The sequence below is a fragment of the Exiguobacterium marinum DSM 16307 genome, from assembly GCF_000620845.1.
GTDB lineage: Bacteria > Bacillota > Bacilli > Exiguobacteriales > Exiguobacteriaceae > Exiguobacterium > Exiguobacterium marinum.
Map to the genome: position 1 here is coordinate 2,655,201 of NZ_KK211189.1, position 14,083 is coordinate 2,669,283.

At 45.4% G+C, this 14,083-nt stretch carries 11 protein-coding genes and 1 other annotated feature; of the genes, 3 read left to right on the forward strand and 8 right to left on the reverse strand.

Annotation, left to right across the window (positions count from 1 at the left end):
• Positions 1-17: 17 nt before the first annotated feature.
• From P400_RS0114015 to P400_RS0114050, 8 genes are all read right to left on the reverse strand, one after another.
• Positions 18-737, reverse strand: a complete 720-nt coding sequence (locus tag P400_RS0114015; RefSeq protein WP_026826788.1) for an ABC transporter ATP-binding protein — start codon at positions 735-737, stop codon at positions 18-20.
• Positions 734-1,525: a membrane protein gene (locus tag P400_RS0114020; protein ID WP_026826789.1), complete on the reverse strand. Its 792-nt coding sequence runs from the start codon at positions 1,523-1,525 to the stop codon at positions 734-736. Before P400_RS0114020 ends, P400_RS0114015 begins: the two co-directional genes overlap by 4 nt.
• Before the next feature lie 3 nt (positions 1,526-1,528).
• A complete protein-coding gene (locus P400_RS0114025; RefSeq protein WP_026826790.1) occupies positions 1,529-2,086 on the reverse strand; it encodes a nitrous oxide reductase accessory protein NosL in 558 nt (185 codons plus the stop codon).
• Complete coding sequence (locus P400_RS0114030; protein ID WP_026826791.1) at positions 2,073-3,257, reverse strand: NosD domain-containing protein; 1,185 nt, start codon at positions 3,255-3,257, stop codon at positions 2,073-2,075. Before P400_RS0114030 ends, P400_RS0114025 begins: the two co-directional genes overlap by 14 nt.
• A 146-nt stretch (positions 3,258-3,403) precedes the next feature.
• Positions 3,404-4,696, reverse strand: a complete 1,293-nt coding sequence (locus P400_RS0114035; RefSeq protein WP_026826792.1) for an ABC transporter substrate-binding protein — start codon at positions 4,694-4,696, stop codon at positions 3,404-3,406.
• 164 nt (positions 4,697-4,860) lie between these two features.
• Entirely contained in the window at positions 4,861-5,841 is a 981-nt protein-coding gene (asnA, locus tag P400_RS0114040; RefSeq protein ID WP_026826793.1) for an aspartate--ammonia ligase, read from the reverse strand.
• Positions 5,842-5,910: 69 nt separating this feature from the next.
• Positions 5,911-6,151, reverse strand: a binding site (T-box leader).
• Between the two features lie 104 nt (positions 6,152-6,255).
• Entirely contained in the window at positions 6,256-7,158 is a 903-nt protein-coding gene (locus P400_RS0114045) for a carbohydrate ABC transporter permease (RefSeq protein ID WP_084483616.1), read from the reverse strand.
• Positions 7,155-8,060, reverse strand: a complete 906-nt coding sequence (locus P400_RS0114050) for a carbohydrate ABC transporter permease (protein ID WP_026826795.1) — start codon at positions 8,058-8,060, stop codon at positions 7,155-7,157. The genes P400_RS0114045 and P400_RS0114050 overlap by 4 nt, the downstream gene beginning before the upstream one ends.
• 243 nt (positions 8,061-8,303) lie before the next feature.
• On the opposite strand from P400_RS0114050, the gene P400_RS0114060 reads away from it, so the two are divergent.
• The 3 genes from P400_RS0114060 (at position 8,304) to P400_RS0114070 (ending at position 14,052) form a co-directional block, all read left to right on the forward strand.
• On the forward strand, positions 8,304-9,989 hold the full coding sequence (locus tag P400_RS0114060; protein ID WP_026826796.1) for a formate--tetrahydrofolate ligase: 1,686 nt from the start codon (positions 8,304-8,306) through the stop codon (positions 9,987-9,989).
• A gap of 14 nt (positions 9,990-10,003) precedes the next feature.
• Positions 10,004-10,912 carry an alpha/beta fold hydrolase gene (locus P400_RS0114065; RefSeq protein ID WP_026826797.1) on the forward strand — a complete coding sequence of 303 codons (909 nt, stop codon included), beginning with the start codon at positions 10,004-10,006 and terminating at the stop codon, positions 10,910-10,912.
• 170 nt (positions 10,913-11,082) lie between these two features.
• The gene (locus P400_RS0114070) at positions 11,083-14,052 is read left to right on the forward strand and encodes an SH3 domain-containing protein (RefSeq protein ID WP_026826798.1); all 2,970 of its coding nucleotides are present in this window, start codon (positions 11,083-11,085) and stop codon (positions 14,050-14,052) included.
• Positions 14,053-14,083 lie beyond the last annotated feature (31 nt).

The window sequence follows — 14,083 nt, forward strand, 5'->3', positions numbered from 1 at the left end:
ACCACTTCAACTGTCTATTATTTTGTGCGAGCCACGTCTATTTGACAAGTGTCATCTTTCGATTCGAAAAAGAATTCTCTCAGTCGTTCGTATGCGGCCTGTTCTTCTTGAACATATACCTTCCCACAAACAGAACCTGCTCGCATCATCCAGACTTCGTCTGACAACATAGCAGCAACGTCCAACTGATGCGTTGAAAACACGATGGTCGCCCCTCGCTCGGCTTCCTGTCGTAATATGTCTCCGAGTGTATGCATCCAAATGGGGTCTAGGCCATTCGTCGGCTCATCTAGTAAAAGAATATCCGGTTCGCTCACAAGTGCTTGAGACAGCAGGAGCCGTTGGCGCATCCCTTTCGAGAGTTCGGCGACGCGCTTTTGCTTATGTTCATACAATCCGACCCGCTCAAGAATTTTAGGAATCGGGCGTGCCCCTTGCAAAAAAGAATAATAAGCAAACGTCTCTTCAACTGTCCATGCGCCGTCAAATGAGAAATCGTCCGGCATGTATCCAAAGTTTTGATTATATTTCGTCCGTTGTTTGATTGTATAGCCGTTCAATTGAATGATCCCGGTGCTCGGTTCAATCGTACCGTTCATTAGATTCAAAAGCGTCGATTTCCCAGCTCCGTTGCTCCCGCATAATGCAACAATTCGCCCCGGATTAATTTCTTCACGAATAGGATGGAGCGACCATGTATTACCATACTTTTTGCCTACGTCTACACAGTTAATCATGACGTTTTCCTCCAAACCAATATCGAAGCAAGCCATAGTAAGAAGCCACTCATCGTAAGTAAGGTCGCCCAAACCACTGCATACCCAATCGGTCGATTCATCCAACTCAATAGATCAAGATAGACATCTCCAAAAACGTCTGATGATGACGCCGCTGTACTGGCCCAAATTCGCATCAAATCAAATCCATTCATAAACAACATAACGATCATCCCGTTCACTTGCATGCCGTAAGGGAGCCAGGAAATGATGGTCACGAGAATTGTCGGCCAAAGTAATATGAGGAGGACCCACGTTAAAAAAGCAAGCAATATCGCCCGAATCCGCGTACGTCCCACTAACCCAAGTAACGTACCGAGCGCTGCAGCATAGATCGTCAATCCAATCGCATAGGAAAGCAGAATCATCCATGTCTGAATCGATTGCCCGACCACGAGCGAGGCAATGAGGAATGCCAATAATAGAATGAGTACTTGCGTGACCAAAAAAGTGCTGAACCGAACGAAAATCAGCTTCCACTTCGGATAGGTGAACGTTGACAGCAAGTTCAGTCGCTTCGACTCCCGCTCTTGCCCCCAATGGAGTGCCGTCGTCAATAAAATAAAAAGAGGGAGCAACAAACCGAGCACCGTGATGAGCGTTGCGCTTATATTCGTATAGTTCGCAGCAACCGGTAATGCTTGTCCAAGCCCCCCTAGTAGAACGAGCGTGAGAACCCATGTGAATAAGAAAACGTAATTTTCTCGTTGCCGTAGGGTGCGTGCCCATTCCATTCTCCATAACGACATCGTTTACTGCCCTTCTTCTTCCATTTCCATGTCCATTTCCGTATCACCATCATGATTATGGTCCATCGAACCTTCGCCGTCCATCATCATCTTCATCTCGCCGCGTTCCCACGTATGATCTTTTAATTGATCAAAGTCCATCATTTCGCCGCCATTGTCTTCCATATAGGCTTCAGCGTCTGCCTCTTTTGCGAACGAGAGAATATTATAAGCCATCGGTGTTTTTGACTCTTTGTCGTAAACAAACATCGCTTCGTCTAATTCGACCCAATCTTTCGTATTGAAGTCCTTCACATACATTGCAGCGATGTCTTCTTCTTTTTGTTCAGGATACCAATCTCGCATGAGACAACCGATGTCATCAAATGCATATCCTTTTTCATTTTCCATGATCGCTTCCGCTGCAAACTGCTCATCCATAATTTTCATTTTACATACTTCACATTCGGTTTCGCCCCATTTGATATCAAACGGTTCTGCCGATGCACTTGAACATGCACCGAGTGCTAAAGATAGTCCTGCTACTGATAATAATCCTGCTACTTGTTTATACGATTTCATGTCTTTTCCTCCCAATTATCCAAATCATGATGAATAAAATGATACTCCCTAAGCTCCAAATCGAACCGTTCCATTGCCACGTCGCGGAATAGGTTTGTGGCGTAATATCTGTCAAAGATAAGTCTTCCGGGCTTCTCAGTATGTTTTCTAGTAGAAGAAGACCCGGTGACCCGTACAATAATTCAAATGCCTCATATGAATCCGTTAATAAAAATAAATACGGATCGGTACGAAATGGAATCTCACTATAACCGTCACGGTCTAGGTCAAGTGTCGTACCATCCCAAACATTACCTTGCACAATATTTTCATATGACTCGACCATTGTCACCGATTCACGATTCCCTAGTAGATTATTTTGAAGAATCATCATCCCTGTTGCTTGTTTCAATTGAAATCCAATATCGTTTCCATTGATCGCATTCCGTTCAAGAATCGTTCCTTCTGACTGCTCCGCATATAAACCGATATGATTTCCGTAAATATTCGTCATCTCAATTGTTGTGTCGACGGCCTCATATAACATCAATCCCGTCGCCGTTCCGCCGAATTGGTCGTGCACATTCCCATTTTTGAAAACGACCCGATTCGTTCCCATAATCATCGCACCTGTCAAGTTATGATGTAGTTCCGGTACCGAAATCACAAGGTCGGTCGGAAACATCAAATGAATGCCATATCGAGAATAGGAAATAACCGGTCGAACAATCGTGTGCTGGGACCCGTTTTCTATGTAAATCCCATCTCGCACACCTTTGACAACGACTCCTTTTAATTCTGCCGCTTCGCTATTTAGAAGTGCGACTCCATCCGCCTGGCCGTTCCCATACACAGCAGTTCGTATGACACGAACACCGTAACTATCTTCAATCAACAGACCGGTACCTGAAGACTCAATCGACACATCGAGTAGCTGATGTCCAAGACCAGATACGTGAATCGCCGGTGCCTCATCACCCTCGCACTGCTGAATCGACACACGTTCAAGCACTGCACCCGTTCCTTTTATAATAAAAGCGGGATGACCACAACTCGTATACGTTTTTCCAGCCCCATCAAAACTGTTATTCGATTCGATAACAATCGGTTCAGTCACCGGAATCGATGCTCCTTCCGCATTCGCATGCGGCATCCAACACATAAATAGGATGAATATCAGTAACCGTTTCATGCCCCCTCCTTCTCATAAGCGCTTACAACATCCATTCTACTGAAACCCCCATAGGTATGTGTGTGGTTTGTATGGGGTTCCTGTGACAGTTTCTTCATAAAAAAAACACAAACGGTGAAGGGGTCGTTTCACCGTCTGTGTATTCTTTATTTCACTTTGTCTTGCCAAACTTTAGTGAAGTCTTGAAGCATTTCTTCACCTGTTTTTTGTTCACCAACATACGCCTGCATGAGTGCACCATATTCATTCACGGCACCATCCGGATACTTGAACCAGTTCCAAGAGATTGTCTTCCCTTCATTTGAATAGGCTAAGATATCATCTGCAAGTGGTCCAAGATCATTCGCTTCAACCGACTTGAAGGCCGGGATAAATTTGAACTTGTTGACCATGTAGTCTTTACCTGTATCAGACGTCGCCATCCACTCTAAGAAATCTTTTGCTTCTTCTTTATACTTCGAGTTTTTGTTGACGACCCAGTTGTTCGGGACACCGACCGGGAGTCGGTCCATCTTCTCAGCATCGTCGTTGATCGGGATTGGAACGAAGCCCATCTCTATATCCGGATTGACATCAAAGATCATCTGTTGTGCCCAGTTTCCTTGTTGGAGCATCGCTGTCTCTCCTTGAGCGAACTGTGTGACTTGAGTGTTATAGTCTGTCGTCAGTGGATTTTTATTCCCGTATTTAATCGTCAAATCAAACAGCTTCAAGAATTCCTGGAACTGTTCGTTGTCTTCAAACTTCGCTTTATTTTCGTTAAGCGCTTGAATAAACGCATCTGGATCATCTTGCTGAGCCATCGGGATATTTAATAAGTGAATTCCTAAAATCCAAAACTCTGCATAACCGACAGAGAATGGTGTAACTCCCGCCTTATCTAATTTTTCAGCTGCAGTAGTCAATTCAGAAAGCGTTTTTGGCAACTCATCGATGCCTGCTTTTTCAAACAGTTCTTTATTATAAATAAAACCGTACCCTTCAAGATTCATCGGCATACCATACAGTTTACCGTCCATCGTCATCGGTTCTTTGGCGACTTCGGTCAAGTCTCCTACCCATTTCTCACTCGATAAGTCCTCGAGTTTGTCTTTCCATGTTTGTGCTTCCGTGAATCCACCGTTGTTGAAAATGTCTGGTTCGTTTCCTGAAGCAAATTGTGATTTTAAGGCCGCACCATAGTCCGCACCGCCACCGACCGTTTGAACGGTCACTTTGACACCCGTTTCTTCTTCATACTCTTTTGCCATCGCTTCAAGATCTTTGGCGATCTCCGCTTTGAATTGGAAGACGTTCAACGTGACGTCTTTTTTATCTCCGCTGTCCGCATTTCCTTCAGAAGACCCTTCGTCCGTCAGTGATCCTCCACCACATGCCGCGAGTGATAAAACCATTCCGGCTGTCATAACCGCTGTCGATAATTTCCACTTCCGCTTCATCTCATTTCCTCCCTTAATCTCATCCATTCTTTACAAAACCAACTTTAAATGAAAACGCTTCCAATATGTAGGTGTCAAAATTGACGGATAGGGTGGAAAATGTTGCACAGAAAAACAAGACCCGTTTTAACGAGTCCTGTTCCCTGTTTCTAATTATTTTTATATTACAACAAGCTGATACCAGCATCTTTGCACGACTGAATCACTTCTTTTGGCCAGACCGATGTTTGGACTTCACCGATATGACGTGCACGTAAGAGATACATCGCTACACGGGATTGACCGATGCCTCCACCAATCGTGAGCGGAAGTGTTCCTTCGAGCACACCTTGATGGAATGGATAAGCACGTTTTTCTTCGGCCCCGGCTTTTTGAAGTTGTGCTTCAAGAGTCACCTCGTCTACACGAATCCCCATCGACGATAATTCAAATGCCGACTCAAGTTCAGGGTGCCAAACGAGAATGTCACCGTTGAGCGACCAGTCATCATAGTCCGCCGCACGTCCATCATGTTTCATACCTGAAGCGAGTTTGTCTCCAATTTGCGAGATGAAAACCGCGCCGTACTCTTTACAAATTGCACTCTCACGCTCTTTCGGAGTCATCGTCGGATACGCATCCTCTAGCTCTTGGCTCGTGATGAAATGAATGGCATCTGGAAGAATCGCTTCAATACCATACGCTCTTTCCACTTCCGACTCTGTTTCACGGAGTGCCACATAAATCGACTCGACCGTTGCTTTTAAATACTCCATCGTCCGCTCTTCTCGAGCAATGACTCGCTCCCAGTCCCACTGATCGACAAAGAGAGAATGCGTCGCATCGAGCTCTTCATCACGACGAATTGCTCGCATTTGAGTATACAATCCTTCTCCGACACCAAATCCATAACGTCCGAGTGCCTCTCGTTTCCATTTCGCAAGCGATTGAACGATTTCAAGTTCATGGCCTGGATACATCGTATCAAACTGAATGATGCGCTCCACACCGTTCAGATGATCGTTGACACCACTTGCTGATTCGACGAATAACGGCGCCTGTACTTGTGTGAGTCCGAGTTCACGCGAGACTTTCTCCTCGAAGAGTGCCTTTACTGCTCCGATTGTCTGCTGTCTTTCCTTCATCGTGCTTGTTGCTGTTGTCATTTTCCGTTTCCTCCAATTGTGGAATATTTGGGAGTGAAGCCATGAAAAAAAGCCCTCCAATCCCATCGAACATGGGACGGAAGACTTCGGTTCCGCGGTGCCACCCAAATTAGTAGACGAATCTACTCACTTTTTCGAGACAAACATCTCGTAGCTCCGATAACGGGGAGCGGTCCGGCTACGTCTACTGGCAAAGCGTTCGGGTAGCGACTCCAGGAAGTTTTTCGACGAAGGGTTAAGACCGGGCTCTCACCTCCCCCGGATCGCTTGACTCACTACCTTCATGTACTCGTCCTTTCGACGTCGTTCACAATTGAATTGAATTCATTATTATAAATATTCTGAATAATGTCAACGGTTTTTCAAAAAAAAAATAATCCTCCGTGTAGCGAACGGAGGATTCCCTTAGGAGGGTTATTTAATCGAACCACTCGTGATCCCTTTGATGATATGCTTTTGCATACCGAAGAAGAAGACCAAAAGGGGAACGATTCCTAACACTAAACCAGCTAACGCAAGATCCCACTGTTTTGTATATTGTCCAAAGAAATAGAACGTCGCGAGCGGGATGGTCCGTAATTCCACATCACGAAGAACGAGAGACGGCAATAGGAAGTCGTTCCAAATCCAGAGACTGTTCAAGATGACGATTGTCACCGTGATTGGCTTTAGTAGCGGAAAAACTATTCGCCAAAATACACCCCATGTCGAACATCCGTCAATGATGGCCGCTTCTTCAATTTCTTCAGGAATGGACTTCATGAACCCATGGTAGAGAAACACGGAGATTCCAGAACCGAACCCAAGATACATGACCATCAGTCCCCAATGACTGTTCAACAACCCAAGGACGCTCGAAACCTTTACAAGCGGAATCATGATAGATTGAAACGGAATGACCATAGCTGCCACGAATAAGAAAAAAATCATCGTGGAGACCCAATGTTTCGTACGAACGAGTTTCCATGCTGCCATCGAAGTAAAGATAACGATGATTGCATTTGCACCAAACGTGATGAGAAGTGAGTTTAGAAACACGCGTCCATAATTCATCGCTTCCCATGCTTCCGTATAGTTCGACGTCAACCATTCGTTCGGTAAGGCGGAAGTATTCGTAAAGATTTCGGCCATCGATTTGAACGAGTTGGCGACAACGTAATAGAATGGCACCAAATAAAGAAGTCCGAGCAGAATAGCGACGAGTTCAATGACTCCGAGATTCCAAGAATACGCTCCCGGGCGGAGAGGCCGCTTCGGGACGAGCTTTGGTGTTTCATCCAATTTTTTCTCGATTCGTTCCAATTTTTCCGTCGTCATGCTTCCACCTCCCGTTTTTTCGTCACGTACACTTGCGTCACCGTAATCGCAGCCACGACCAAGAAGAAGATGACCGCTTTAGCTGAGCCAAGACCATAATTGTTATTGACGAAGGATTCTGTGTAAATGTTTAAAGCCAACATCTCGGTCGATTTGAACGGTCCTCCATTTGTCAGCGACAAGTTCGTATCAAACACTTTGAACGACCATGAAATCGTTAAGAATAAACAAATCGTGATGGATGGCATAATCATCGGCAAGGTAATGTGACGAAGCATCTTGAAACGGTTCGCTCCATCAATTCGAGCCGCCTCCATCAAATCGGTCGGTACATTCTGTAATGCTGCGATATAGATGACCATGACGTAGCCGCCACCTTGCCAGATTGCGACGATCACGATTCCCCAAAATGCCGTTTGCGCATCTCCGAGCCACGGTAGTTCAAATAGACTCCATCCCGTCAACGCCCCAATCGAGGCAAATCCTTTCACGTAAATGAACTGCCAAATGAATCCGAGAATCAATCCACCAATCAAGTTCGGCATGAAGAAAATTGTACGTAAGAAATTTCGTGTTTTAATATTCATCGTCAACAATAATGCTAAAGAAAATCCGACGATATTCGTCAATAAGACAGATACAATCGTATATTTTGTTGTTATCCAAAAAGAAGCTCGGAATTGCTCATCTTCCAAAAATAATCGTTGATAGTTATCGAATCCGATAAAATTCAACTCGCCTGTCACACCGTTCCAATCCGTGAAACTATAGTAGATTCCATTGAAGAACGGGATCAGTACAATGGCGACAAAAGCCAAAAAAGCGGGTCCGACAAATGCTATAAAACTCGCAGGCTTCTTCCAATTTCGTCTTCGTTTCGTCCGTTTTGCAGTCTCAGTCATGTGTATCGCCTCCACTATCAATGTATCGTGAAGAGCTCTTTATGAAAACGGATACATTTGACAGAAAGGGTGGAAAATATTGAACGGAATGAATGAAATTCAAGGAATGATGAGTTATGATAAAATCAATGACAATACGAACGGATTGTACTCCAAACTATCCGTTCTGTTTTTTATGACGTTAATCACGAATATTATTCAATATATTAAAACACATCGTTCGATAAACGGAGGTACTTTCACATGACAACAACGAAACCATTATCCGACTTAACCATCGCCCAACAAGCTAAAACATTGCCGATCAAAGAAGTTGCAGCAAAAATCGGACTACAAGAAGACGACCTTGATCTTTATGGAAAATATAAAGCCAAACTTTCTTATGATGTCCTCGAACGTGTGAAGACACGAAAAGACGGAAAACTTGTACTCGTTACTGCAATCAATCCAACGCCAGCCGGAGAAGGAAAATCAACGGTCACGGTCGGTCTCGGTCAAGCCTTGAATCAGTTGGACAAACAAGCAATCGTTTGTCTTCGCGAACCTTCACTCGGACCAACAATGGGCTTAAAGGGCGGCGCAGCCGGTGGTGGCTTCAGTCAAGTTCTCCCGATGGAGGACATCAACCTCCATTTCACAGGAGACATGCATGCGATTACGTCGGCACACAACACAATTAGTGCCATGATCGACAATCATCTTCATCAGGGAAATGATCTCGGGATCGACGTTCGCCGAATCGTATGGAAACGAGTTCTCGACTTGAACGACCGTGCGCTACGTCATGTCACCGTCGGACTTGGGGGTACCGCTCATGGAGTACCGCGTGAGGACGGATTTGATATTACTGTCGCTTCCGAAATTATGGCCATCCTTTGTCTCGCGGATTCTTTGAATGACCTCGAAGAACGAATCAAGCGAATCGTCGTCGCTTATGACCATCAACAAGAACCAATCACCGCCGAACAAATTGGTGCGGCAGGCGCGGCAACATTACTTTTAAAAGAGGCATTTAAACCAAACCTTGTCCAAACACTTGAACAAACCCCGGCTCTCGTCCACGGTGGACCGTTTGCGAACATTGCGCACGGATGTAACTCATTGATCGCAACAAAGACAGCTTTGAAGCTTGGTGAATATGTCGTGACGGAAGCCGGTTTCGGTGCAGACCTCGGAGCTGAAAAATTCTGTCACATCAAATCTCGAGTTGGAGAATTAAATCCCGATGCGGTCGTTCTCGTTGCGACCGTACGTGCTCTAAAAATGCATGGAGGTGTATCTAAGGATCAGCTTCATATCGAAAATGTCGGTGCAGTCGGTCAAGGAATGAAGTTACTCGCCAAACATATCGACACGATGAAAAAGCTCGGACTTCCGACTGTTGTCGCTTTAAATCGTTTCAATTCAGATACAGAAGATGAGCTCGCTGCCGTTCTTGATTGGTGTACTGCACATGATATCCGCGCTTCATTGAGTGAGGTATGGGCGAATGGTGGACTTGGTGGTCACCAGTTGGCCGAAGCCGTCATTGATGCGGTGGAATCAAAAGAAAGCAAGCTATCTCCACTTTATGAATTAACTGACTCGATTGAACACAAAATCAAGACGATTGCCCGGGAAGTATATGGTGCCGCGGATGTCACGTTCACACCAAAAGCACAAAAACAGATTCAAGCCATCGAAACAAATGGGTGGGCCGACCTCCCAATATGTATGGCGAAGACACCGTTCTCCCTCTCTGACGACCCTTCAAAATTCGGTTATCAACAAGGATTCACGATCACCGTTCGCGAATTGAAACCATCAGTGGGAGCAGGATTCCTCGTCGCCTTGACAGGAAACGTGCTGACGATGCCAGGCTTGCCAAAACATCCGGCAGCTCTCAATATGGGAATTGATGAATCCGGAAAAGCAATCGGACTTTTCTAATAGGGGGATGACAGATGATCGTATCGGAGTTGACGTATCCTGACGGGTATCAAACGGAAGTGATGCACGTGCAGGCAGATCAATCAATTGGAAAAATATTCATGTTTCATGGGATGCTCGAACATCATGAAAGATATATTGAGTTCGCGCATTTTATGGCAAATAATGGATACGATGTGTTTGTATGTGACTTGCGAGGTGCGGGCACTAGCGCCCATGACCAAAACACTTACGGCCATCTTGCGCCAGAGACTGGATTTCAGCAACTCGTCGATGATGCCCAGTATCTCATTAACCAGCATGAGGATGAGCGTCCGACTTATCTGTTAGGTCATAGCTTCGGCTCACTTCTCGCACGACGACTCGGACAAGTCATGGGACACGCTTTATCTGGCGTGATTGTCGTCGCCCCGCCTCCACACCCTGGAGTCGCAGGGGAAATCGGTCATCGCTTGATTGCTACTGCGATGAATCGAAAAGGCGCGACACACCAATCTAAATTTTTTGAACGACTCTTGTTCGGACGCTACAACCTAAAATTTTTACCAGCTCGAACAGATAGTGATTGGCTCTCGAGCGTGCCCGATGAGGTTGACTCCTATATTGAAGATCCAAATTGCGGTGGACTACCGTCCCTTGGCTTCTTACATGAGGTGACCCGCGCCTCATTAGATGTCACGACATCCGCACGTATTCATGAACATCCGAAGTCACTTCCAGTTTTATTCGTTGCTGGAGTGGACGATCCCGTCACTCATGACGGCGAGGGGTTGAACGGAATCATTCAAAAATATCGTAAAGCGGATATCGAACTCTCTGTCGTCACATACGACAATGCCCGACATGAAATCCTTCGCGAAGCTCACCGTGAACAAGTTTGGTTGGATATCCTTTCTTGGATGAAGCAAATCAAAACCCATTAATTTACTCAACCTCCTTTTATAAGGGGGGTTTTTATTTACCTGATTTCGGAAAAGATATTTTAACCATTTACCTTTTTTAAAATTTTACTTCTTCTTTCCAATTTTTAAGTGCGTTATACTTAGACCGCAATCATTTTTATCATGTTTTTTCATCCGAAAGGGGTAACATATTGAAATCGACACTCTCACGATTAGGAGTAGCCGTCATCGTCTCAGGAACGATTCTGAGCACCGTTGCGCCTCTCCAATCATACGCAGCAACATCTGAAGGAACAGTCAACACACCCATTTTAAATGTACGGTCTGATTCATCGACATCGTCTTCAATCGTCGGCAAGTTAACGGAAGGAACGTCGGTAGATGTGTATGCCGTAAATGATGAATGGGCACAAATCAGCTTCGAGGGACAGAAACGTTACGTTTCTTCTACGTATTTGACGATGGGTTCATCCATTACAAAAGCATCTACAACGTCCGCTTCATTATATGTGGCTGAAATGAACGTCAATCTTCGGTCGTCGATGTCAACATCTGCTTCAATCGAAACGGTCATCCCGAAAGGATCACTCGTGACGCATCTTTCTACTCACGGTGCGACAGGGTCTTGGTATAAGGTACAATTCGGTACATATACTGGATATGTGGCCGCACGATACTTTAGCGAAACGAATCCTTCATTTTACGCTTCTAAGACAGCCGTTCTATATGACAAGACCGGTACTGGCGCGTCAAAAATCGCAACGATTCCAGAAGGCGCGCACGTCACTTACCTCGATTCATTGGGTGCGACGGGATCTTGGTACAAAATCGAATACGGTTCACTCGTCGGTTATGCACCAGCACGTAATTTTACAGCGACTCCCCTTGCTCCAGAAGCAGTCACGACATATTACGCAGTGAAAAATGTTGCGCTCTACAACGGTTCAGGAACGGGTGCATCAAAAATCGCAACGATTCCACTCGGAGCAGAAGTGAAGCGTGTGTACGTGAACGGATTGAGTTCATCTTGGTATAAAGTCCAATACGGGGACACTGTCGGTTATGCAGCTGCACGTAACTTCTCGACATCAAAACCTGAAGCAGTCGTCAAAACAACATATTATGCGGTTCGAGACCTAGTACTGTATGAGTCTTCCGCTTCCGGAGCGGCTCGCCTCCGCACGATCAAAGAAGGAACGAAAGTGGTACAAGTTTCTGACGCCAACCTATCCGACTCTTGGTTCAAAATCGAATATGATGGAGTCACTGGCTTCGCTGCCGCTCGCCATTTTTCAACGAAGGCACCTGAAGAAGTGACGATCACACCATACTTTGCGATTCGAAATGTGGCGATGTATAGTTCTTCTGCAGCCGGAGCAACAAAGATTGCGACGATTCCGTTCGGTGCAAAAGTGGAACAAGTCTCGCAAAGTGGTCTATCTAGTTCATGGTTCAAGATTCGCTATGATGGCAAAACAGGATATGCAGGCTCTAGTCACTTCTCATTGAAAAATCCAGAGGTTATTGTGAAAACAGATTACTATACAACTCGCGATGTCGTCTTATATAACCGTTCTGATGCTGAAAAGGTTAAAATTGCGGTCATTCCGTTCGGTACGAAAGTTCAACAAGTATCTGAACCTGGCCTCACGGAACGATTCTTTAAAATTGAATACGGCCCAATCACAGGTTATGCGACGGCGGATCACTTCTCGAAAACAGCACCGTCAGACGAACAATACGAAGAAGAACGTCAAGTTCGCATCTATGTAGATGGGAACGAACCGCTCAACGTTCGGTCTACTCCTGAAGTAACGACAGCAAATAAAGTCGGAACGTTAAGTACAGGAACGATTGTCAACATCAAACCGATTGTCGGCTCAGACTGGGCTCTTCTCACGAATGGAACGTATAGTGGTAACTATATTCATACCGATTACGTCGTACCTGTCACAACGACTCCACCTGCGACAGGCATCACGAAAAAAGTTTCATATACAAGTTATCCAATGACGGTTCGCCAGATGGCAGAACGCCAAATGGCTCAATTCGCTCAAACCGACGCACATCGATATGATGAAGCATATTTACCTCGCGCTTGGGTTAGCGTCAATGGTTCGACTGGAACGATTGTTAAGCCTGAGATGACAGTCATCTCGGGCTTAGGAACAGCTCTGAAGATGACTGCTTCCTCAAGTTCTTCTTCACTCGTTACGATTCCATACGGGGCGTCGATACAATATGTTGACCGCTACACTTCCGGTTCAACAGTTTGGTACAAAGTGAAATACGGCACAATGACTGGATATGTGACACCGAGTTCAGTCGTTGGGACAGCAAACATTTTAAGTCGACCGATTTTGACATCTCACGCCTATGGACAAATCAACACAGGTGAGACTGTAACCATAACTGGTCAGACGGGGACATACTATACAATTTCGTATAAACGCCCGGCTGGACACAACATTCGAGTATTCGACAACACATGGCGTCGCGCGTCAGTAGATGACCTTATCTCGTATGTCGATCCAAGTCAGATTGATTCGAACTCTCGTTCATTCTATCAATTCTTAGATTTATCAAAGAGCGCTGGGACAACAGCGACCACGCTCAACAAAGTTCTCACATCTAAAGGGACACTTAGTGGACAAGGTCAAGCATTCGTAGATGCGGCTAGCATGTACGGCGTAAACGAAGTCTATCTTCTCTCGCATGCCCTCCTTGAAACGGGACACGGTACGTCACTTCTTGCAAAAGGGGTTCCTGTCGATAAAGATGGGAATGCATTGATCAACTCGAGTGGGAATCGGATTTATCCGGAACGTCCTGTTGCCGCAACCGTCTATAATATGTACGGAATACAAGCTACCGATAGTAATCCGCTTGGGAACGGCGCAAAGTACGCTTTCCAACAAAAATGGTTCTCACCGAAAGAAGCAATCATTGGGGGAGCTTACTGGATTGGAGCGAAATATATTAACAATCCGCAATACATGCAGAACACACTCTACAAGATGCGCTTCAACCCGTCTTCACCCGGAACTCACCAATATGCAACCGATATCGGATGGGCTGCGAAACAGACGACTAGTATCTATAACATCTATCAATCTCTTGATGCTTACACGCTCAACTTCGATGTACCAAAATATCAGTAAAAAAATGAGACACGCGCCCCTAACTGGCGTC